This is a genomic window from Arthrobacter sp. SLBN-100, assembly GCF_006715305.1.
In the GTDB taxonomy this organism is placed as follows: Bacteria; Actinomycetota; Actinomycetes; order Actinomycetales; family Micrococcaceae; genus Arthrobacter.
Map to the genome: position 1 here is coordinate 18,087 of NZ_VFMY01000001.1, position 22,338 is coordinate 40,424.

Below are 22,338 nucleotides of genomic sequence, written 5' to 3' on the forward strand. Positions count from 1 at the left end.
CCAGCCCCGGCTGCCGGAACCATCCTAAGGACTCCTCACCTGAAGCCCGGGCAACTCATTCACGCGGGGTGCATAAATATCGGGCCTAGTGAATAGTTTTGCTGTAAGGTGGAGGCCATGACTATTTCTGTTGCAGTCTCAGGCGCCAGCGGCTATGCCGGCGGAGAAGTACTCCGCCTCCTCGCGGGCCACCCGGATGTGACCATCGGAGCAATCACAGCCCACAGCAACGCCGGTTCCCGCCTCGGCGAGCTGCAGCCCCACCTGCACGGACTATCCAGCCGCATCCTGGAGGACACCACCGTGGAGAACCTCTCGGGCCACGACGTCGTCTTCCTCGCACTGCCGCACGGAGCCTCCGCCGAAATTGCTGCCCAGCTTCCGGAAGGGACAGTGGTGATCGACGCCGGCGCCGACCACCGCCTTCAGGATCCGGCGGCGTGGGAAAAATTCTACGGTTCAGCCCACGCGGGCACCTGGCCCTACGGCCTGCCCGAACTGCCCGGGCAGCGTGAAGCCCTCAAGGGCGCCAACCGCATCGCCGTGCCCGGCTGCTACCCGACGTCGGCCCTGCTGGCCCTGACGCCAGGGTTCGCCGCCCACCTCCTTGAGCCCGACGACGTTGTGATCGTTTCCGCCTCCGGCACGTCGGGCGCAGGCAAGGCAGCGAAAGTAAACCTGATCGGCTCCGAAGTGATGGGCTCCATGAGCCCCTACGGCGTGGGCGGCGGACACCGGCATACCCCCGAGATCGAACAGGGCCTCTCCAACGCGGCAGGGGAGCAGGTGACGGTCTCCTTCACGCCCACCCTGGCGCCGATGAGCCGCGGCATCCTCACCACCGCCACCGCGAAGGTCAAGCCCGGCACCACTGCTGAGCAGCTGCGCCAGGCGTGGACCGACGCGTACGACGACGAACCGTTTGTGCACGTCCTTCCCGAAGGCCAGTGGCCCGCCACCAAGACCGTCCAGGGGTCCAACCACGCTGCCATGCAGCTTGCCTTCGACGCGCACACCGGCCGGGTGGTTGTCACCTGCGTGATCGACAACCTCACCAAAGGGACTGCCGGCGGCGCCGTCCAGTCCATGAACATCGCACTCGGCCTGGCAGAAACCGCCGGCCTTGACCTGCAGGGAGTAGCCCCGTGACAGTTACCGCACCCCTTGGATTCCGGGCCGCCGGCGTCACTGCCGGATTGAAAGCCTCCGGCAACCCGGACCTCGCCCTGGTGGTCAACGACGGTCCCGCCAAGGCCGCTGCCGCGGTGTTCACCAGCAACCGCGTGGCTGCGGCCCCGGTCCACTGGTCCCGCCAGGTGGTGTCGGACGGCCGGGTGGACGCCGTGGTCCTCAACTCCGGCGGCGCCAACGCCTGCACGGGGCCCACCGGCTTCCAGAACACCCACAGCACGGCCGAAAAAGTGGCCGAAGTGCTGGGTATCTCCGCAACGGATGTGTTTGTCTGCTCCACCGGGCTCATCGGTGAGCAGTTGCCCATGGAGAAGATCCTTCCCGGCGTGGAGGCAGCCGCCAAGGCCCTCAGCACCGACGGCGGACCCGACGCCGCCACCGCCATTATGACCACCGACTCGGTGCCCAAGTCCGCGCTGTTCATCGGCACCGACGCGGACGGCCAGGAATTCAGCATCGGCGGTATTGCCAAGGGTGCCGGCATGCTCGCTCCCGGCCTGGCCACCATGCTGGTGGTCCTCACCACGGATGCCCTGGTGGAGGCGGAGATGCTCGACGTCGTCCTCCGCGACGCCACGCGTGTCACCTTCGACCGGGCCGACTCGGACGGCTGCATGTCTACCAACGACACCGTGGTCCTGCTCGCCTCTGGCGCCTCCGGCGCGGTGCCGTCCGCCGAAGCCTTCGGCTCGGGCCTCACCCAGGTGTGCGCCGAGCTCGCCCGGAAGCTGATCGGCGACGCAGAAGGCGCCAGCCACGACATCGCCATCCGCACCTTCAACGCCGCCAGCGAGGCCGACGCCGAAACCGTCAGCCGCTCCGTGGCCCGCTCCAACCTCTTCAAGGCCGCCATCTTCGGCAAGGACCCCAACTGGGGCCGGGTGCTCTCCGCCGTCGGCACCACGGATGCCGTTTTCGAACCTGACCAGCTCAACGTCTCCATGAACGGTATCCAGATCTGCCGCAACGGCAGCATCGGCGACGACCGGGCGCTCGTGGACCTGGAGCCGCGGGAAGTGCTCGTGGAAATCGACCTGCAGGCCGGGAACGAAGAAGCCACCATCTGGACGAACGACCTCACCCACGATTACGTGCACGAGAACAGCGCATACTCCAGCTAGGAGCCCCGCGCCCCGGCAAGAACCGTAGCGGAAAGTGACAGCATGAACACCCAGACGCGTGAAACCACCAGCATGTCCGATGCCCAGGACAAGGCAGGAACCCTGATTGAGGCCCTGCCCTGGATCCAGCGGTTCGCCGGTACCATCATGGTGATCAAGTACGGCGGCAACGCCATGGTCAACGACGATCTCCGCCGCGCCTTCGCCGAGGACATCGTGTTCCTCCACCACGTAGGCATCCACCCGGTGGTTGTCCACGGCGGAGGCCCCCAGATCAACTCGATGCTCGGCAGGCTCGGCATCGAGTCCGAATTCAAGGGCGGCCTCCGCGTTACCACCCCTGAAGCCATGGATGTGGTCCGGATGGTCCTCACCGGCCAGGTGGGACGCGAACTGGTGGGACTGATCAATTCCCACGGTCCCTACGCGGTGGGCATGTCCGGAGAAGATGGCGGCCTGCTGCGCGCAGTCCGGACGGGGACGGTGGTGGACGGCGAAGAAGTGGACCTCGGGCTGGTGGGCGAGGTGGTGGGCGTCGATCCCGCCGGCATCGTGGACATCCTCGACGCCGGCCGGATCCCGGTGATCTCCACGGTTGCCCCCGAGATTGTGGACGGCGGAGACGGCGTGGCCGGCACCGCGCGCTTCCAGCCCACCGGCCAGGTCCTCAACGTCAACGCGGACACCGCCGCGGCAGCCGTCGCCTCGGCACTGGGGGCCTCAAAGCTGGTCATCCTGACCGACGTCGAAGGCCTGTACGCCAACTGGCCGGACAAGTCCTCGCTGATCTCCTCCCTCACGGCCTCGCAGCTTCGGGACATGCTGCCGGGGCTCGAATCGGGCATGATCCCCAAGATGGCCGCCTGCCTCAAAGCCATTGATGAGGGAGTGGAACGCGCGCATATTGTGGACGGGCGCCTGCCCCACTCCATGCTTCTGGAAACATTTACGACGGCGGGCATTGGCACCCAGGTAGTCCCGGACGAGGAATTGAACGCATGAACAAGATCCAGCAACCCCCGGTGGTTGAGCCTGTCGAAACCCCGGTGGTTGAGCACGAAGCCCCGGTGGTTGAGCTTGTCGAAACCAAGGGCCACGCCGGATCCGAGTGGCTGGCGCGGTACTCCACATCCTTGATGGGCGTGTTCGGCACTCCGCAGCGCGTCCTGGTCCGCGGTGCCGGCTGCCTTGTCTGGGATGCTGACGGGAAGGAATACCTGGACCTGCTGGGCGGGATCGCCGTCAACGCGCTGGGCCATGCCAACCCGTTCGTCACGTCGGTCATCTCCAGCCAGCTGGCCACTTTGGGCCACGTGTCCAACTTCTTTACCAGCCCCACGCAGATTGCGCTGGCCGAAAAGCTCCTGGCCCTCACCAGCGCGCCTGCCGGTTCCAAAGTGTTCTTCACCAACTCCGGCACCGAGGCCAACGAGGCCGCTTTTAAGCTGGCCCGCCGCAACGGTGATCCTGCCGGCACAGGCCCCCGGACCAAAATCATCGCCCTCGAAGGCGCCTTCCACGGCCGGACCATGGGCGCCCTGGCGCTGACTGCCAAGGAGGCGTACCGCGCGCCGTTCGAGCCGCTGCCCGGCGGTGTGGTGCACATCCCGTTCGGGGATGTCGAGGCACTCAAAGCGGCCGTTGACGAAACCGTGGCGGCAGTGTTCCTCGAACCCATCCAGGGCGAGGCCGGGGTCCGTCCCCTTCCGGCCGGCTACCTGCGGGCAGCACGGGAATTGACCAGCAAAGCGGGCGCCCTGCTGATCCTGGACGAGGTGCAGACCGGCATCGGCCGGACCGGCAAATGGCTGGCCAGCGAGGACGCGGGCATCGTGCCGGACGCCGTTACCCTGGCCAAGGGCCTGGGCGGCGGCTTCCCGATCGGTGCGCTGATCACCTTCGGCGCCGAAACGTCGTCGTTGTTGACCGCGGGCCAGCACGGCACCACGTTCGGCGGCAATCCCGTTGCCACGGCGGCCGCCCTGGCCACCCTGCACGCCATCGAAAGCCAGGATGTCCTGGCCAACGTGGCAGCGGTGGGGGAGCACCTGCGTTCCGCGCTGGCAGCCATCCCGGGCGTCACTGAAGTCCGGGGCGAAGGCCTGCTCATCGGCTTCGACCTGGACGCGGACGTGGCACCGGCTGTGGTGCAGGCGGGCCTTGACGCCGGCTTCATCGTCAACAGCCCCGGGCCCCGCACCATCCGGCTGGCACCGCCGCTGGTCCTCACCACGGCGCAGGCTGACTCCTTCCTCGCCGCTTTCCCGGCCATCCTCCAAGCAGCTAAGGACGCCCAGTGACTTCAGTAACCGGCACTACCCGCCACTTCCTCAAGGACACGGACCTCAGCCCTGCCGAGCAGGCCGAGGTCCTGGAACTCGCCGCCCGCATGAAAAAGGATCCGTACAGCGTCCAGCCCTTCGCTGCGGACGGCAGCGGCCGTAAGACCGTTGCCGTGATCTTCGACAAGACCTCCACCCGGACCCGGGTCTCGTTTGCTACCGGCATTGCGGACATGGGCGGCAACGCCCTCATCATCAACCCCGGCGAGGCCCAGATCGGCCACAAGGAATCCGTGGAGGATACCGCCAGGGTCCTGGAGCGCATGGTCTCCACCATCGTCTGGCGGACCGGTGCGCACGCCGGCCTGGTGGCGATGGCGGAAAACTCCAGGGTGCCCGTCATCAACGCCCTCTGTGATGACTACCACCCCTGCCAGCTGCTCGCGGACCTCTTGGCCGTGAAGGAGCACAAGGGCGCACTCAAGGGCCTCACCATGAGCTACCTCGGGGACGCCGCCAACAACATGGCGAATTCCTACCTGCTGGCCGGCGTCACGGCCGGCATGCACGTCCGCATCGCCGGGCCCGAGGGCTACCTGCCCGCCGCAGACATCGTGGCCGCGGCTGAGGAGCGTGCTGCCCAGACCGGCGGTTCTGTGCTGATCACCAGTGACGCCGTGGAGGCGCTGAAGGGCGCCGACGTCGTGGCAACAGACACGTGGGTATCCATGGGCCAGGAAGCGGAAAAGGAAGCGCGCCTGCAGCTGTTCCGGGAGTACTCCGTCGATGAGGCCGCCATGGCACACGCCGCGGAAGGCGCCGTCGTACTTCACTGCCTGCCCGCCTACCGCGGTTACGAAATTTCGGCGGGCGTGATCGACGGCCCCCAGTCCATCGTGTGGGACGAAGCCGAAAACCGGCTCCACGCCCAGAAAGCCCTGATGGCATGGCTGATGCACCGGTCCGGCCTCGCCTTCGTCGACGGCCTTTCTCCCGTTGAAGGAACCGGGGAGAGCACGTTCTAGTGTCAGCCCAACCGGCGTCGCCGGGCTCCAGCCCGGCCACCAAAACCGCGCGGCAGGCCCGCATCACGGCTATCCTGACGGGTGAATCCGTGCGGTCCCAGGCGGAGCTGGCAGCCCTGCTGGCGGACGACGGCGTGCAGGTCACCCAGGCAACGCTGTCGCGGGACCTGGTGGAACTCGGCGCGGTCCGGGTCCGCGGCAAGGAGGGCGTGCTGGTGTATGCGGTCCCCGGCGAGGGTGGCGAGCGGGCCGCCAAAAGCGGGGTAAGCCAGGAGATTTTGGACGCCCGGCTGGCGCGGCTGTGCAGCGAACTCCTGGTTACGGCGGAAGCCTCAGCGAACATCGCCGTGCTCCGCACCCCGCCCGGAGCCGCCAATTTCCTGGCACTGGCGATTGACCACTCGGTGATGCCGTCCATCCTGGGCACCATCGCCGGGGACGACACCGTGCTGCTGGTGTCGCGGGATCCGCTGGGCGGCCAGGACCTCGCCGCCAGGTTCCTGCAACTGGCCGAAGAAGCCGGGCAATAAGCTTGAAGACAACATCTACAAACCCCAATCCCAAGGAGCATTTCAAGTGACTGAACGCATTGTGCTGGCCTACTCGGGCGGCCTGGACACCTCAGTAGCCATCGGCTGGATCGGCGAAGCCACCGGCGCCGAGGTCATCGCCGTGGCGGTCGACGTCGGACAGGGCGGCGAGTCCCTGGAAACCATCCGCCAGCGTGCCCTGGGCTGCGGCGCCGTCGAAGCCTACGTGGCCGACGCCTCCGACGAGTTCGCCAACGAATACGCCATGCCCACCCTGAAGGCCAACGCCCTCTACCAGGGCCACTACCCGCTGGTCTCCGCCATCTCCCGCCCGGTCATCGTCAAGCACCTGGTGAAGGCCGCCCGCGAGTTCGGCGCCACCACCGTTGCGCACGGCTGCACCGGCAAGGGCAACGACCAGGTCCGCTTCGAAGTGGGCATCCAGACCCTCGGTCCGGACCTGAAGTGCATCGCCCCCGTCCGCGACCTCGCCCTCACCCGCGACAAGGCCATCGCCTTCGCCGAGGAAAAGGGCCTGCCCATTGAGACCACCAAGAAGAACCCGTACTCCATCGACCAGAACGTCTGGGGCCGCGCGGTGGAAACCGGCTACCTCGAGGACATCTGGAACGCCCCCACCAAGGACATCTACGACTACACCGCCACACCGGAGTTCCCGCCGGCGCCGGATGAGGTCACCATCTCCTTCGAGGCCGGCATCCCGGTCGCGATCGACGGCGTCAAGGTCACCCCGCTGCAGGCCATCAAGGAACTGAACCGCCGCGCCGGCGCCCAGGGCGTGGGCCGGATCGACGTCGTCGAGGACCGCCTCGTCGGCATCAAGTCCCGCGAAATCTACGAAGCGCCCGGTGCCATGGCGCTGATCACCGCGCACAAGCACCTCGAGGACATCACCATCGAGCGCGAGCAGGCCCGCTTTAAGGCCACCGTCGGCCAGCGCTGGGCCGAGCTGGTCTACGACGGCCAGTGGTTCTCCCCGCTCAAGCGCTCCCTGGACGCCTTCATCGAGGACACCCAGAAGTACGTCTCCGGTGACATCCGCATGGTGCTCCACGGCGGCCAGGCCATCGTCAACGGCCGCCGCTCGGACACCTCGCTCTACGACTTCGACCTCGCCACCTACGACACCGGCGACACCTTCGACCAGTCCATGGCCCGCGGCTTCATCGAGCTGTGGGGCATGTCCGCCAAGGTTGCTTCCGGCCGCGACATCCGGGTCTCAGGAAAGTAAGGACCGGTGGTTGAGCCTGTCGAAACCCGGAAATCGGAAGCTACCAACACAGGCGCGCTGTGGGGCGGCCGGTTCGCCGGCGGCCCTGCCGATGCCCTCGCTGCGCTGAGCAAGTCCACGCACTTCGACTGGCGGCTGGCCCGTTACGACATCGCCGGTTCCAAGGCCCACGCCCGCGTACTGCACAAGGCCGGGCTGCTGGACGACGCCGAGCTGGAAGGCATGCTCGCGGCCCTTAGCAGGCTGGACGATGACGTAGCCTCGGGCACCTATGTGCCGGCGGAATCCGATGAGGACGTGCACGGTTCGCTGGAGCGCGGCCTGATCGAGCGTGCCGGACCCCAGCTGGGCGGCAAGCTCCGCGCCGGCCGGTCCCGCAACGACCAGGTGGCCACGCTGGGCAGGATGTTCCTGCGGGACCACGCCCGGATCATCGCCCGCGGCGTGCTGGCCACGGTGGACGCGCTGGTGGAACAGGCCAAGGCGCACCACGGCGTGGCCATGCCGGGCCGGACCCACCTGCAGCACGCCCAGCCGGTTCTGCTCAGCCACCACCTGCTGGCCCATGCCTGGGCACTGCTGCGCGATGTGCAGCGGCTTCAGGACTGGGACAAGCGCGCCGGCGTCTCGCCCTATGGATCTGGGGCACTGGCAGGCTCCTCCCTGGGACTGGACCCGGAGGCAGTAGCCGCGGACCTCGGTTTCCACTCCGCGGCCCACAATTCGATCGACGGCACCGCCTCCCGCGACGTCTTCGCCGAGTTTGCCTGGGTGTGCTCGATGATCGGCGTGGACCTTTCACGGATCTCCGAGGAAGTCATCCTGTGGGCCACCAAGGAGTTCTCCTTCGTGACACTGCATGATTCTTACTCCACGGGATCGTCCATCATGCCGCAGAAGAAGAACCCGGATGTGGCGGAGCTGGCCCGCGGCAAGGCAGGGCGCCTGATCGGCAACCTGACCGGGCTCCTGGCCACGCTCAAGGGACTGCCGCTGGCATACAACCGGGACCTGCAGGAGGACAAGGAACCGGTCTTCGACGCCGCCGATACCCTCGAGCTCCTGCTTCCGGCGGTGTCCGGCATGATCGCCACCCTCACGTTCAACAGGGAACGGATGGAATCGCTGGCGCCGCAGGGCTTCGCGCTGGCCACGGACATCGCCGAATGGCTCGTCCGCCAGGGCGTGCCATTCCGCGAGGCCCATGAACTGTCCGGCGCTGCCGTCAAGCAGGCGGAATCCCGCGGCGTGGAGCTGTGGGACCTGACGGATGAGGAGTATGCCGCCATCTCGGAGCACCTCACGCCGGAGGTCCGCGCGGTCCTGTCCACCGAAGGTTCGCTCAACAGCCGCAACTCCCAGGGCGGAACGGCACCGGCCGCCGTCGAACGCCAGCTGGTGGCGCTGGAAGCCGAGCTCGACGGCGTGCGGGAGTACGCAGGATAGCTGCCGCACGCTCTCTCACTTAATGCGTCCTTTTGGGCAACGCTCTCTCACTTTCCCTAAGAAAGTGAGAGAGCGTTGCCAATTTCCACGCATTATCTGAGCGAGCGTTGCACCCCCGAGCGGCCCTGAACTTCTACTGGCCTTCCCTGGGCCGGCAGGTCCGGGTGGCGGGGCCTGTGGTGGAGTTGCCTGCAAAGGCTTCGGCCCGTGACTGGGACGGGCGGCCGCGGCCGGACGGCAGTGAAAACCCGGACTGGCAGCTCTACGCTGTCCAACCCGCCGAAATCGAGTTTTGGCAGGCCAGCCACGGCGGCCCCCACATCCGCCAGCGCTTCGGGCCCGATGGCGTTATTCCCGGCTAGGATGAGCGCCATGATAGCTCCCGAACCCGAGGTCCTGCTGGCCGGAATCCATAAGGCCGCCGACGACGTTGCCTCCGATGTTGCCAAGCTCAGCGATGAGGACGTGAGGGCTCCCTCCGCGCTTCCCGGCTGGACGCGGGGCCACGTGCTGGCCCACCTGACCGGGATCTCCAACGCCATGGCCCGGCAGCTCGAGTACGCGGCCCGCGGCGAAACCGTTGAGCTGTACGACGGCGGCATGGAGGGCCGGAACCGGGCGATCGACACGGCTGCCGGGCACGACGCCGCCACCCACCTCACAGACCTGAGGGCAGCCCTGGACCGGGTGCTGCGTGCGTTCGATGTACTCCCCGGCGTCAAGGATTCGTCCGCCAACCGCACCGGCTGGTACGCACCCATCACCTACCGTGGGGGAGTGGTCCTGGACGGCGGCCTCGCACTGTGGCGTGAACTCGTCATCCACAACGCGGACCTGCTGACAGGCAGGGGACCGGAAACCTGGAGCCGGCCGTTCTGCGGGCACCTGTTCGATTTCCTCGCAGCCCGTGTGCCGGCGGAGGACAAACTCGTGCTGCAGCCCCTCGGCCTTCCGCCAGTGAGCATCGGCAGTGGGAACCGGTCCACGGTGGTCAGCGGAATGATCACCGATATCGCCGCATGGCTCGCCGGCCGCGAACCTACCCTTGGCAGCCTGCGCGCCTCCGCCGCGGCGGACGGTGTTGACCTGCCGGCCCTGCTACCGTGGCCTGCGGGAACACCGGCCCCAAAGCAGCACTGAGGCGGGCAGCAGGAGCAGCCCGCCCGGGGACTAAGCGGCCTCGCGTGCCAGCAGGCTCTCCTTGATAGCCAGGCCCCAGCGGAAACCGCCCAGCGAACCGTCTGTCCGAATAACGCGGTGGCAGGGAACAAACAGGGCTGCCGCATTGAACGCGCAGGCGCTGGCGGCCGCCCGGACGGCTTTGGGGTTGCCCGCCAGTTCCGCGTATTCGGTGTACGTCACCGGTGACCCCGGCCGGACCAGCCGCAGCACGTCCCAGGCGTGGGTGCGGAACGGCCCCGACATCTGCAGCACGGGCACATGCATTGCCGGTCCGGGATCCCCCGCATAGAACGCTTCCACCGCTGTGGTGATACCGCCAAGGTCGGTGACCAGCTCAACGGAGGCCGGCCGCAGCGACGGATGAATCTGCCCGGTTAAATCGCCGGGCTTGTCGGTCCACCCGCTCGAAAGGACCGTCCCGTCCCGGGCGAGGATAGTGAACGGGCCGTCAGGAGTGGACATCTGGAGCAACTGGGCTTTCATCGTTTCGCTTTCTCTGCTGTTCCGGTGCCTGCGCCGGCATGTTTCGTTGTGCCGCGTCGACGGGACGCTGCTGCGGCCCGGGCTGCTGCCCGCCACAAGTGCATGGTGGCGTACGAGCGCCAGGGGCTGGCCTCGCGGAAATCGGAGCTGGCGGTGCCGGGGCCGTCGGGCGCTTCCGAAATCCCTGGCTCGAGTGCCCTCACCCCGTTCCGCACGGCCGCATCGTTGGCCAGGAAAACATCAGGAGCGCCGAGGACCCGCATGCCGAGGTAGCCCACCGTCCATGGTCCCACCCCTGCCAGCGGCAGCAGCTTCGCGCCCAGGCTGGCCAGGTCGTCTCCGTAGCCGAAATCCAGCCTGCCTTCCGCGAGTGCGGAGGTTGCCGCACGGAGGGCCTCCGCGCGTTTCCTGGGTCCGCGGAGGAGGGCGCAGCCGCCAGCGGCGATTTCGGCCGCGGTGGGGAACATCCGGTCCAGGCCGTCGCCGGGGCTCTGGCAGGGCCGTCCGACGGCGGCCAGCCCGGTAAGTGCCGTCCGCGCCGCGGCCACAGTGATCTGCTGTCCGATCATCGCCCGGACCAGCATCTCGCCGGGGTCCAGGGCACCGGGCATCCTGACGCCGGGAGCGGCGGCGACTGAAGCTGCGAGGCGGCTGTCCGCTGCCAACGCACTGTCGATGGCCACCGGATCGGCATCCAGGTCGAACAGCCTCCGGACGCGGCTCAGCAGTGCCGGCAGGTCCCTCAGGTCCACCGCGCCGATGGTGAGGGTGAGCGGCCGTCCTTGGGCGCCGGCGTCGTACTCAATCCGAAAACGCGCGTCGCCCTGCGGCAGCCGCAGGGTCCGCGCATAGGACGTTACTGTTCCTGCCTCAATGCCGGGGATGGCGCGCACGGCCAGGAACGTGAAGATGCCGGGGTCGAAGGGCTCTCGGTAGGGCAGGCTGAGGGTCAGGGCCGTGGATCCCGCGACGGCTTTTGGGTGCCGTGCGGCACGGAGGGCGGTGGGGGTCATGTCGAAGACCTCCGCCATGGTCTCGTTGAACTGCCGCACGCTGCTGAAGCCGGCCGCGAAGGCGACATCCGCCAGCCTCATGGACGTGGAGACCAGCAGCGTACGGGCGGTCTGCGCCCGGCTGGCCCGGGCCAGCGACAGGGGACCGGCGCCAAGCTCGTGGCTCAGGATGCGGTTCAGTTGCCGCGAGGAATAGCCAAGGCGGTCGGCCAGCCCCTCCACGCCGTCCCGGTTGACTACTCCGTCGTTGATCAGGCGCATGGCACGGCCCGCAATATCCTGGCGGACGTTCCAGGCCGGGGTGCCGGGAACCGCCTCCGGCAGGCAGCGCTTGCAAGCCCGGTAGCCGGCGTCGTGCGCTGCGGCGGACGTCTCGTAGAAGGTGACGTTCGCGGCCTTGGGCGTCCGGGCCGGGCATGACGGGCGGCAATAAATGCCTGTGGTCCGTACGGCAGTGAAGAACTGCCCGTCGAACCGCGTGTCCCGGGCATCTATTGCACGGTAGCGCTGCCAGAAGTCCATTCCTCCATCCTGCCAGCAGCACCTGGCAGGGGCTAGCGGAAATCGGACATCGCCGTGGTACAAATTCTCTGCCTTCTGCCGCCTATTGCTGCCGGTCTTCGATAGAGTCTGGCCATGAGCAGAAGTCCCTCGCCGGACGGGGAACCGTTGCGGGAGTTCCTGTCCGGCGATGCCCGCGAGGTGGCCCCGATGCTGCTCGGGGCTGTCCTGACCCACCATTCGAGGGAAGGGCGGGTGTCCGTCCGGCTGACCGAGGTGGAGGCCTATCTGGGTCCGGAGGATTCCCTGCACCCCGATCCCGGCTCCCACACCTACCGCGGTCCCACGTCTCGCAATGCGCCGATGTTCGGTCCGGCCGGGCACCTGTACGTCTACTTCACCTATGGGATGCACCACTGCACCAACATCGTGTGCGGTCCAGAGGGGGTGGCCTCGGCCCTGCTGCTGCGTGCCGGGGAGATCGTGGAGGGCGTCGAGCTCGCCCGGCACCGCCGCGCCACCTCGAAAAATCCTGCCGACCTGGCCAGCGGTCCGGCCCGCCTCGCCAAAGCCCTCGGCCTGACCACCGCCTACAGTGGCCGCGACGTGCTGGTGCCCCCGTTCGGGCTTACGCTCCCGGACCGCCCGGCCACGCAGGTCAGCTCCGGGCCCCGGGTGGGGGTCTCCGGTGCCGGTGGATCGGAGGATTACGCCTGGCGGTTTTGGCTCAGCGGCGACCCCACGGTTTCCAGGTACAAGGCAGCGAAGCCCAGGCCGGTCCGGTTTCGCCAGCGTTAACGGAAATGGTTGTAGAATGGTAGGTCTGTCTTTTGCGATAGGGGAACGTTAGATGCTCGACGCCGATTTGGCCCACGAACGGGACTATGTAGCCGGCCTGTATGCCCGGCTGGAGGAGCTCCGCGAGGAAAAGCGCAAGCAGCTCGCGCAGGTCCGGCGGGCAGGGGCTGTGGGTACCATGCAGAACGTTTCCGAACGTGATGCTTTCGCGGCTTTGTACGAGGACCGCCTGGCTCAGCTGGATGCGGTGGATGACCGGCTGGTGTTCGGCCGTCTGGACCTGGACTCAGGGGAAGCCCAGTACATCGGGCGCATCGGCCTCACCACCGAGGACCTGCAGCGGCTCATGGTGGACTGGCGCGCGCCCGAAGCCGGGCATTTCTACCAGGCGACAGCCTTCGACCGGCAGGGCGTCCGCCGCCGCCGCCACCTGATCCTGCAGGGCCGCGACGTCAAGGCCATCGAGGACGATGTCCTCGACGTCGACATGCTGACGGACGACGAGTCCCTGCAGGGCGAAGGGGCCCTGCTCGCGGCCTTGAACTCCAAGCGCACCGGCCGGATGTCGGACATCGTCAGCACCATCCAGTCCGAACAGGACCGCATCATCCGGTCCTCCATCTCCGGCGCCGTGGTGGTCCAGGGCGGGCCCGGCACGGGCAAGACCGCTGTGGCGCTGCACCGTGCCGCGTACCTGCTGTATACCCACCGGGACCGGCTGAAGTCCGCCGGGGTGCTGCTGGTGGGCCCGTCGTCGTCGTTTATGAAGTACATCGAAAGGGTGCTGCCCTCGTTGGGCGAGACCGGCGTCGTGATGGCCAGCGTGGGCCGCCTGATGCCCGGCATCAACGCCATTCCGGAACCTGATGCCGACGTCGCGGCCATCAAGGGCCGCCTGGACATGGCCACCGTGGTGGCCAACGCTGTGGCCAACCGCCAGCGCATTCCCGCGGAGAACCGGATCCTGGAGGTGGACGGCCGCAAGCTGGTGCTGACCCCGCGCCAGGTCCGCCGTGCCCGCGAACGTGCCCGCTCCACCGGCAAGCCGCACAATGAGGCCCGCGTGACGTTCGTCAAGATCCTGCTGCGCGAACTGACTGAACAGATGACCGAGCTGGTGGAAGAGGGCAATATCGGCAACAACGCCGACCGCTCGTACCTGGCCGAGGATGTCCGCACTGCCCGTGATGTGCGGATCGCCCTCAACCTGTGCTGGATGCCCATGACGCCCGAGAAGCTGATCTCGGAGCTGTTCAGCAAGCCGGCTGTGCTGGAGTTTTGCACACCGGACATGAGCCCGGCTCAGCGGGCCCTGCTGCTGCGCCCGGCCGACGCGCCCTGGACCGAGTCCGATGTCCCGCTGCTGGATGAAGCCGCCGAGCTCCTGGGCGAGTTGGACCCCGCGGCCGGCCGTGGCCTGGCGCAGCAGGAGCACGACCGCGCCCGTGACCTGGCCAACGCCAGGCAGACGCTGGTCAACATGGAGGCCGCAGGGGTGGACCCGCTGATGTCTGCTGAGGAGCTGGCCGAGCAGAACCAGGAACAGGATGCGCGGCTGACGGCTGCCGAGCGCGCCACGAGCGACCGCACCTGGGCCTTTGGCCACATTGTGGTGGACGAAGCACAGGAACTTTCGCCCATGCAGTGGCGGCTGCTGGTCCGCCGGTGCCCGCTGAAGTCCTTCACCATCGTGGGGGATATCGCGCAGACGAGTTCCGTGGCCGGGGCCAACTCCTGGCAGGGCGCGCTCGCCCCCATGTTCGGGGACCGCTGGCAGCTGGAGGAACTCACCGTCAACTACCGCACCCCGTCCCAGATTGCCGAGGCGGCGGTCCGGATGGCCAACGCAGCAGGGCTCGTGGTGTCCGCGCCCAAGGCCGTGCGGGAAGGACGCTGGTCACCCATCATCGATGAGGTGGAGCCGGGCCAGGTGGTCAGCCGCCTGGTGGAGGTCCTGGCCGAAGAACTGGAAGCGCTCGACGGCGGCCTGCTGGCCGTCATCGCCGACGGTCACCTTCTGCCGGAAGCTACTGCGGCACTGCGCGCCGAGTATGGCCGCCGCATCGGCACCGGTGCCGGCAGCTACGAGCAGGACATCGTGGTGATCAGCCCCCGTGAAGCCAAGGGCCTGGAGTTCGACGGCGTGGTGGTGCTGGAGCCCGCCACGATGCTGAACCACGAGCACGGCAAGGTGGGGGACCTGTATGTTGCCATGACCCGCGCCACCCGGCGGCTGCGGCTGATTGCTGCCGAGCCCGTGCCCGCTGGGATCCAGCGCTGACCTTTTCTGTTGGGGTGTCCCGTTTCGGCGTGCGGGCGCCGGTACCTCTGGTCCGGCGCCGGCGCCCGGTAATACTGCTAACTTAGAAGGCGTGCCAGAAATCAACAGCCTCGAAACGCAACAGAACGACCCCACTTTTGCCAACATCTGGCAGGAACTGAAGTGGCGTGGCCTGGTCCATGTCTCCACCGACGAAGCAGAGCTGGAAAAGCTCCTCGCCGGTGCACCGGTCACCTACTATTGCGGCTTCGATCCCACCGCGCCGAGCCTACACCTGGGCAACCTGGTCCAGCTGCTCGTGATGCGGCGGCTGCAGCTGGCCGGCCACAAGCCTCTCGGGCTAGTGGGCGGTTCCACCGGCCTGATCGGTGACCCCCGCCCCACAGCCGAGCGCACCTTGAACACCAAGGACACTGTGGCGGAGTGGGTGGGCTACCTTCAGGCGCAGGTGAGCCGGTTCCTCAGCTTCGAGGGCGGCAATGCTGCCCGGATGGTCAACAATCTGGACTGGACGGCGCCGCTGAGCGCCATCGACTTCCTGCGCGAAGTGGGCAAGCACTACCGCGTGGGCACCATGCTGCGCAAGGACGCAGTGGCCTCGCGGCTGAGCTCTGACGAGGGCATCAGCTACACCGAGTTCAGCTACCAGATCCTCCAGGGCATGGACTACCTCCAGCTGTACCGGGACTACGGCTGCATGCTGCAGACCGGCGGGTCGGATCAGTGGGGCAACCTCACCAGCGGAACAGAGTTGATCCGCAAGGTGGAGGGCAAGAGCGTCCACGCCCTGGGAACCCCCTTGATCACCAATTCGGACGGCACCAAGTTCGGCAAGAGCGAGGGCAACGCCATCTGGCTCGACGCCGGGATGTGCAGCCCGTACGCCTTCTACCAGTTCTGGCTCAACACCGCCGATGCTGACGTTGTGGACCGGCTGAAGGTATTCACCTTCCTGACCCGGTCCGAGATCGAAGAAATCGCCAAGGCTGTGGCCGAGCGCCCGTTTGCCCGTGAAGGCCAGCGGAAGCTTGCTTTCGAAGTGACCTCCCTGGTGCATGGCGTGGAAGCCACCGAAAAGGTGATCGCCGCTTCGGCTGCACTGTTCGGCAACGGCGACCTGTCGGCGCTGGACAAGCCGACGCTGCAGGCGGCCACCTCCGAACTTCCCTCCACAACTGTTCAGGTGGACGCGCTGGGGATCGTTGACCTGCTGGTTGCCTCCGGCCTTTCGGACAGCAAGTCTGCTGCCCGTCGCACGGTTGGTGAGGGCGGAGCCTACGTGAACAACGAGAAGGTGCTGGACCCTGAAGCTGTGATCCCTGAGTCCGAACTCCTGCACGGGCAGTACCTGCTCCTGCGCAGGGGCAAGAAGAGCCTGGCCACTGTTGAAGTACTGGTTCCCTAGCCCAAAGAAACCTGCTTTGCACGCTCCTCCGCAGGCGATTTGCACGCCCGCGGAGGGGCGTGTATTGTTTTCTGAGTCGCCACCGCCGAGTGGTGGCAAAACCCCCAACAAATAAGAAGCAATTCTTGGCTGCGCAAGGCGTGGATTGAAGAAAATGCTTCGTTTTTTGCTGGGCGGATTCATTCCTCCGAGTGAATTCCGGGAAAACAACCGGATTTGCAAAGTGAAATTGAATCAAATAAGATTGAAACATCGCAGCGAAGAAATACGGAATAGAAATTCATTGAATGAATTGTTTCGGGAATATTCGAATGTGTCTGTTGTTTGAGAACTCAATAGTGTGCCAAGTTTGTTGATACCAATTGTTTTATTGATTGGTTGTTTTGGCTGGATCCTTCCGCCCCTGTGGTGGGGTCTGGTTTTTACAGCTGGTTTCAAATTTTGTGCAGCTTTTTGGTCCCGTTTTCCCGGGGCTGGGGGTTGTGTCTGTTTTACTTCAACGGAGAGTTTGATCCTGGCTCAGGATGAACGCTGGCGGCGTGCTTAACACATGCAAGTCGAACGATGATCCGGTGCTTGCACCGGGGATTAGTGGCGAACGGGTGAGTAACACGTGAGTAACCTGCCCTTAACTCTGGGATAAGCCTGGGAAACTGGGTCTAATACCGGATATGACTGACTGCCGCATGGTGGTTGGTGGAAAGCTTTATTGTGGTTTTGGATGGACTCGCGGCCTATCAGCTTGTTGGTGAGGTAATGGCTCACCAAGGCGACGACGGGTAGCCGGCCTGAGAGGGTGACCGGCCACACTGGGACTGAGACACGGCCCAGACTCCTACGGGAGGCAGCAGTGGGGAATATTGCACAATGGGCGCAAGCCTGATGCAGCGACGCCGCGTGAGGGATGACGGCCTTCGGGTTGTAAACCTCTTTCAGTAGGGAAGAAGCGAAAGTGACGGTACCTGCAGAAGAAGCGCCGGCTAACTACGTGCCAGCAGCCGCGGTAATACGTAGGGCGCAAGCGTTATCCGGAATTATTGGGCGTAAAGAGCTCGTAGGCGGTTTGTCGCGTCTGCCGTGAAAGTCCGGGGCTCAACTCCGGATCTGCGGTGGGTACGGGCAGACTAGAGTGATGTAGGGGAGACTGGAATTCCTGGTGTAGCGGTGAAATGCGCAGATATCAGGAGGAACACCGATGGCGAAGGCAGGTCTCTGGGCATTAACTGACGCTGAGGAGCGAAAGCATGGGGAGCGAACAGGATTAGATACCCTGGTAGTCCATGCCGTAAACGTTGGGCACTAGGTGTGGGGGACATTCCACGTTTTCCGCGCCGTAGCTAACGCATTAAGTGCCCCGCCTGGGGAGTACGGCCGCAAGGCTAAAACTCAAAGGAATTGACGGGGGCCCGCACAAGCGGCGGAGCATGCGGATTAATTCGATGCAACGCGAAGAACCTTACCAAGGCTTGACATGAACCGGTAAGACCTGGAAACAGGTCCCCCGCTTGCGGTCGGTTTACAGGTGGTGCATGGTTGTCGTCAGCTCGTGTCGTGAGATGTTGGGTTAAGTCCCGCAACGAGCGCAACCCTCGTTCTATGTTGCCAGCACGTGATGGTGGGGACTCATAGGAGACTGCCGGGGTCAACTCGGAGGAAGGTGGGGACGACGTCAAATCATCATGCCCCTTATGTCTTGGGCTTCACGCATGCTACAATGGCCGGTACAAAGGGTTGCGATACTGTGAGGTGGAGCTAATCCCAAAAAGCCGGTCTCAGTTCGGATTGGGGTCTGCAACTCGACCCCATGAAGTCGGAGTCGCTAGTAATCGCAGATCAGCAACGCTGCGGTGAATACGTTCCCGGGCCTTGTACACACCGCCCGTCAAGTCACGAAAGTTGGTAACACCCGAAGCCGGTGGCCTAACCCCTTGTGGGAGGGAGCTGTCGAAGGTGGGACTGGCGATTGGGACTAAGTCGTAACAAGGTAGCCGTACCGGAAGGTGCGGCTGGATCACCTCCTTTCTAAGGAGCACCTACAGGCCACCGTTTCCATGTATGTGGGGGCGTGGGGTTTGTCAGGAGTAAAGGCCCGTTGCGCAGACGATTGTTCTGCGGCGGGTGCTCAAGGGTGGAATATCAACAAATAGCGGCTGCTTGTGTTTCTTTCTTGTCTAGTACGGATGCTTTGGTGTCCTGGAACGGCGGGGTTGGGGTGTGGGTGGTTTAGTGTTTGGCACACTGTTGGGTCCTGAGGCAACAGGACCGGTGGGGGCGCTGTGGCTTTTGGCTGCGGTGCTTTTGCCGGGTTTGTTTGTTTCTGGTTTCCTGGCTGCACCGATCATGCATGTAGATGTGTGGGGTGTGTGGTTTGGGGTTGTTGTTTGAGAACTACATAGTGGACGCGAGCATCTTTTATAAGAAGCAATTTCCAAGAATATGAACCTGGATCTGGCTGCAGCCTGTGGTTGTGGTTGGTTTTCATGGTTCTCTCGAAAATTACTGATTGATCTTTTGTGGTCAAGTTTTTAAGAGCACACGGTGGATGCCTTGGCATTAGGAGCCGAAGAAGGACGTAGGAATCTGCGATAAGCCTGGGGGAGTCGATAACCGGACTGTGATCCCAGGGTGTCCGAATGGGGAAACCCCGCCAGGGGCGCGAGCTGCCTGGTGACCCGCATCTGAACACATAGGGTGCGTGGAGGGAACGCGGGGAAGTGAAACATCTCAGTACCCGCAGGAAGAGAAAACAATAGTGATTCCGTTAGTAGTGGCGAGCGAACGCGGATCAGGCTAAACCGTTCCATGTGTGATAGCCGGCGGGCGTTGCATGGTCGGGGTTGTGGGACTTTCCGTTTCAGTTCTGCCGGACTGGAAGGGTGTGATGTGCAGGCATAGGTGAACGGTCTTGAAAGGCCGGCCAGAGAGGGTGTGAGCCCCGTAACCGTAATGTTGTGTACCGCCCGGATGAGTATCCCAAGTAGCACGGGGCCCGAGAAATCCCGTGTGAATCTGTCAGGACCACCTGATAAGCCTAAATACTCCCTAATGACCGATAGCGGACCAGTACCGTGAGGGAAAGGTGAAAAGTACCCCGGGAGGGGAGTGAAACAGTACCTGAAACCGTGTGCTTACAATCCGTCGGAGCAGCCTTGTAGTTGTGACGGCGTGCCTTTTGAAGAATGAGCCTGCGAGTTAGTGTTACGTCGCGAGGTTAACCCGTGTGGGGAAGCCGTAGCGAAAGCGAGTCTGAATAGGGCGTTGCAGTGGCGTGATCTAGACCCGAAGCGAAGTGATCTACCCATGGCCAGGTTGAAGCGACGGTAAGACGTCGTGGAGGACCGAACCCACTTCAGTTGAAAATGGAGGGGATGAGCTGTGGGTAGGGGTGAAAGGCCAATCAAACTTCGTGATAGCTGGTTCTCCCCGAAATGCATTTAGGTGCAGCGTTGCGTGTTTCTTGCTGGAGGTAGAGCTACTGGATGGCTAATGGGCCCTACAAGGTTACTGACGTCAGCCAAACTCCGAATGCCGGTAAGTGAGAGCGCAGCAGTGAGACTGTGGGGGATAAGCTTCATAGTCGAGAGGGAAACAGCCCAGACCACCAACTAAGGCCCCTAAGCGTGTGCTAAGTGGGAAAGGATGTGGAGTTGCTCAGACAACCAGGAGGTTGGCTTAGAAGCAGCCATCCTTAAAAGAGTGCGTAATAGCTCACTGGTCAAGTGATTCCGCGCCGACAATGTAGCGGGGCTCAAGTACACCGCCGAAGTTGTGGCATTCAGATTTTTGCTAAGCCCTTGTGGTTCAGGCGTCTGGATGGGTAGGGGAGCGTCGTGTGGGCGGTGAAGTCGCGGTGTAAACCAGCGGTGGAGCCTACACGAGTGAGAATGCAGGCATGAGTAGCGAAAGACGGGTGAGAAACCCGTCCGCCGAATGATCAAGGGTTCCAGGGTCAAGCTAATCTGCCCTGGGTAAGTCGGGACCTAAGGCGAGGCCGACAGGCGTAGTCGATGGACAACGGGTTGATATTCCCGTACCGGCGAAAAACCGCCCATGCTGAACAGGGGATACTAACTGCCCGAAACCTGCCCGATCACCCTTGTGGTGTGAGGGTTTTGGTGGAGCGCAGGACCTGATCCTGGGAGGCAAGCGTATTAACAGGTGTGACGCAGGAAGGTAGCCGAGCCGGGCGATGGTTGTCCCGGTCTAAGGATGTAGGGCGAACGGTAGGCAAATCCGCTGTTCATGATGCCTGAGATCTGATGGGACCCCCGTTTGGGGGGATTTGGTGATCCTATGCTGCCGAGAAAAGCATCGACGCGAGGTTTTAGCCGCCCGTACCCCAAACCGACACAGGTGATCAGGTAGAGAATACTAAGGCGATCGAGAGAATTATGGTTAAGGAACTCGGCAAAATGCCCCCGTAACTTCGGGAGAAGGGGGGCCCCAACCTTGATGGACACTTGCTGTCCGGAGGGGATCGGGGCCGCAGAGACCAGGGGGAAGCGACTGTTTACTAAAAACACAGGTCCGTGCGAAGTCGCAAGACGATGTATACGGACTGACTCCTGCCCGGTGCTGGAAGGTTAAGAGGACCGGTTAGCCTCACGGCGAAGCTGAGAATTTAAGCCCCAGTAAACGGCGGTGGTAACTATAACCATCCTAAGGTAGCGAAATTCCTTGTCGGGTAAGTTCCGACCTGCACGAATGGAGTAACGACTTCCCCGCTGTCTCAACCATAAACTCGGCGAAATTGCAGTACGAGTAAAGATGCTCGTTACGCGCAGCAGGACGGAAAGACCCCGAGACCTTTACTATAGTTTGGTATTGGTGTTCGGAGTGGCTTGTGTAGGATAGGTGGGAGACGTTGAAGCCCGGACGCCAGTTCGGGTGGAGTCATCGTTGAAATACCACTCTGGTCACTTTGGACATCTAACTTCGGCCCGTAATCCGGGTCAGGGACAGTGCCTGATGGGTAGTTTAACTGGGGCGGTTGCCTCCTAAAAAGTAACGGAGGCGCCCAAAGGTTCCCTCAGCCTGGTTGGCAATCAGGTGTCGAGTGTAAGTGCACAAGGGAGCTTGACTGTGAGAGAGACATCTCGAGCAGGGACGAAAGTCGGGACTAGTGATCCGGCGGTACATTGTGGAATGGCCGTCGCTCAACGGATAAAAGGTACCTCGGGGATAACAGGCTGATCTTGCCCAAGAGTCCATATCGACGGCATGGTTTGGCACCTCGATGTCGGCTCGTCGCATCCTGGGGCTGGAGTAGGTCCCAAGGGTTGGGCTGTTCGCCCATTAAAGCGGTACGCGAGCTGGGTTTAGAACGTCGTGAGACAGTTCGGTCCCTATCCGCTGCGCGCGCAGGAAATTTGAGAAGGGCTGTCCTTAGTACGAGAGGACCGGGACGGACGAACCTCTGGTGTGTCAGTTGTACTGCCAAGTGCACCGCTGATTAGCTACGTTCGGATGGGATAACCGCTGAAAGCATCTAAGCGGGAAGCTCGCTTCGAGATGAGATTTCCATACACCTTGTGTGTGAGAGGCCCCCAGCCAGACCACTGGGTTGATAGGCCGGATGTGGAAGCGAGGACTAACGACTCGTGAAGCTGACCGGTACTAATAGGCCGATAACTTACACCACACACCATTGGCGTGAACGGATTCAAAAGACGTTCACACCAGCCGATGGTAAAAAGAAACAAGACTGCTTGCGTCCACTATGTGGTTCCCAAACAACAAAACCAAACCTGGTTTCGTTGCTACGGGAACATAATTGAATAACAACACCACCACTGCATTCATTGCAGAACATGTTGTAACCACAGTTT

At 63.9% G+C, this 22,338-nt stretch carries 14 protein-coding genes, 2 rRNA genes and 1 pseudogene; 15 read left to right on the plus strand and 2 right to left on the minus strand.

Features of this window, described 5'->3' with window-relative positions; all coding sequences use genetic code 11:
- Positions 1 to 117: 117 nt before the first annotated feature.
- The 10 genes and pseudogenes from argC to FBY31_RS00145 all read left to right on the plus strand — a co-directional run bounded on the left by argC (position 118) and on the right by FBY31_RS00145 (position 9,987).
- Entirely contained in the window at positions 118 to 1,149 is a 1,032-nt protein-coding gene (argC, locus tag FBY31_RS00100) for an N-acetyl-gamma-glutamyl-phosphate reductase (RefSeq protein WP_142035347.1), read from the plus strand.
- A complete protein-coding gene (gene argJ / locus FBY31_RS00105) occupies positions 1,146 to 2,312 on the plus strand; it encodes a bifunctional glutamate N-acetyltransferase/amino-acid acetyltransferase ArgJ (protein ID WP_142035350.1) in 1,167 nt (388 codons plus the stop codon). Before argC ends, argJ begins: the two co-directional genes overlap by 4 nt.
- A 42-nt stretch (positions 2,313 to 2,354) precedes the next feature.
- On the plus strand, positions 2,355 to 3,314 hold the full coding sequence (argB, locus tag FBY31_RS00110) for an acetylglutamate kinase (protein ID WP_142035353.1): 960 nt from the start codon (positions 2,355 to 2,357) through the stop codon (positions 3,312 to 3,314).
- On the plus strand, positions 3,311 to 4,612 hold the full coding sequence (locus FBY31_RS00115) for an acetylornithine transaminase (protein ID WP_235012851.1): 1,302 nt from the start codon (positions 3,311 to 3,313) through the stop codon (positions 4,610 to 4,612). The genes argB and FBY31_RS00115 overlap by 4 nt, the downstream gene beginning before the upstream one ends.
- Positions 4,609 to 5,493 (plus strand): annotated as a pseudogene (gene argF, locus FBY31_RS00120) (ornithine carbamoyltransferase); the annotation flags it as partial. The gene FBY31_RS00115 and the pseudogene argF, both read left to right, overlap by 4 nt.
- 125 nt (positions 5,494 to 5,618) lie before the next feature.
- On the plus strand, positions 5,619 to 6,149 hold the full coding sequence (locus FBY31_RS00125) for an arginine repressor (protein WP_142035359.1): 531 nt from the start codon (positions 5,619 to 5,621) through the stop codon (positions 6,147 to 6,149).
- Positions 6,150 to 6,195: 46 nt separating this feature from the next.
- Entirely contained in the window at positions 6,196 to 7,401 is a 1,206-nt protein-coding gene (locus FBY31_RS00130) for an argininosuccinate synthase (protein WP_142035362.1), read from the plus strand.
- Between the two features lie 6 nt (positions 7,402 to 7,407).
- Positions 7,408 to 8,847 carry an argininosuccinate lyase gene (gene argH / locus FBY31_RS00135; protein ID WP_142035365.1) on the plus strand — a complete coding sequence of 480 codons (1,440 nt, stop codon included), beginning with the start codon at positions 7,408 to 7,410 and terminating at the stop codon, positions 8,845 to 8,847.
- Positions 8,848 to 8,954: 107 nt separating this feature from the next.
- A complete protein-coding gene (locus FBY31_RS00140; RefSeq protein WP_142035368.1) occupies positions 8,955 to 9,209 on the plus strand; it encodes a pyridoxine 5'-phosphate oxidase C-terminal domain-containing protein in 255 nt (84 codons plus the stop codon).
- A gap of 10 nt (positions 9,210 to 9,219) precedes the next feature.
- On the plus strand, positions 9,220 to 9,987 hold the full coding sequence (locus FBY31_RS00145; protein ID WP_142035371.1) for a maleylpyruvate isomerase family mycothiol-dependent enzyme: 768 nt from the start codon (positions 9,220 to 9,222) through the stop codon (positions 9,985 to 9,987).
- Between the two features lie 30 nt (positions 9,988 to 10,017).
- Here the strand turns inward: FBY31_RS00145 and FBY31_RS00150 are convergent, their stop codons facing one another.
- Positions 10,018 to 10,512: a methylated-DNA--[protein]-cysteine S-methyltransferase gene (locus tag FBY31_RS00150; protein WP_142035374.1), complete on the minus strand. Its 495-nt coding sequence runs from the start codon at positions 10,510 to 10,512 to the stop codon at positions 10,018 to 10,020.
- Positions 10,509 to 12,047: a DNA-3-methyladenine glycosylase 2 family protein gene (locus tag FBY31_RS00155; RefSeq protein ID WP_142035377.1), complete on the minus strand. Its 1,539-nt coding sequence runs from the start codon at positions 12,045 to 12,047 to the stop codon at positions 10,509 to 10,511. Before FBY31_RS00155 ends, FBY31_RS00150 begins: the two co-directional genes overlap by 4 nt.
- A gap of 114 nt (positions 12,048 to 12,161) precedes the next feature.
- Here FBY31_RS00155 and FBY31_RS00160 point away from each other — a divergent pair, with 114 nt between their 5' ends.
- From FBY31_RS00160 to FBY31_RS00180, 5 genes are all read left to right on the plus strand, one after another.
- The gene (locus FBY31_RS00160; RefSeq protein ID WP_142035380.1) at positions 12,162 to 12,824 is read left to right on the plus strand and encodes a DNA-3-methyladenine glycosylase; all 663 of its coding nucleotides are present in this window, start codon (positions 12,162 to 12,164) and stop codon (positions 12,822 to 12,824) included.
- 52 nt (positions 12,825 to 12,876) lie between these two features.
- Entirely contained in the window at positions 12,877 to 15,105 is a 2,229-nt protein-coding gene (locus FBY31_RS00165) for a HelD family protein (RefSeq protein WP_142035383.1), read from the plus strand.
- A gap of 91 nt (positions 15,106 to 15,196) precedes the next feature.
- Positions 15,197 to 16,510, plus strand: a complete 1,314-nt coding sequence (tyrS, locus tag FBY31_RS00170; protein ID WP_142035386.1) for a tyrosine--tRNA ligase — start codon at positions 15,197 to 15,199, stop codon at positions 16,508 to 16,510.
- 496 nt (positions 16,511 to 17,006) lie between these two features.
- Positions 17,007 to 18,532: ribosomal RNA gene (locus FBY31_RS00175) — 16S ribosomal RNA — on the plus strand.
- A gap of 493 nt (positions 18,533 to 19,025) precedes the next feature.
- Positions 19,026 to 22,151: ribosomal RNA gene (locus tag FBY31_RS00180) — 23S ribosomal RNA — on the plus strand.
- Together the 16S and 23S rRNA genes form the textbook arrangement of a ribosomal RNA operon.
- Positions 22,152 to 22,338 lie beyond the last annotated feature (187 nt).

Coding starts and splice junctions, on each gene's coding strand:
- argC (WP_142035347.1), top strand. CDS start 118: ATGACTATTTCTGTTGCAGTCTCAGGCGCCAGCGGCTATGCCGGCGGA.
- argB (WP_142035353.1), top strand. CDS start 2,355: ATGAACACCCAGACGCGTGAAACCACCAGCATGTCCGATGCCCAGGAC.
- FBY31_RS00115 (WP_235012851.1), top strand. CDS start 3,311: ATGAACAAGATCCAGCAACCCCCGGTGGTTGAGCCTGTCGAAACCCCG.
- FBY31_RS00145 (WP_142035371.1), top strand. CDS start 9,220: ATGATAGCTCCCGAACCCGAGGTCCTGCTGGCCGGAATCCATAAGGCC.
- FBY31_RS00150 (WP_142035374.1), bottom strand. CDS start 10,512: ATGAAAGCCCAGTTGCTCCAGATGTCCACTCCTGACGGCCCGTTCACT.
- FBY31_RS00155 (WP_142035377.1), bottom strand. CDS start 12,047: ATGGACTTCTGGCAGCGCTACCGTGCAATAGATGCCCGGGACACGCGG.
- FBY31_RS00160 (WP_142035380.1), top strand. CDS start 12,162: ATGAGCAGAAGTCCCTCGCCGGACGGGGAACCGTTGCGGGAGTTCCTG.
- FBY31_RS00165 (WP_142035383.1), top strand. CDS start 12,877: ATGCTCGACGCCGATTTGGCCCACGAACGGGACTATGTAGCCGGCCTG.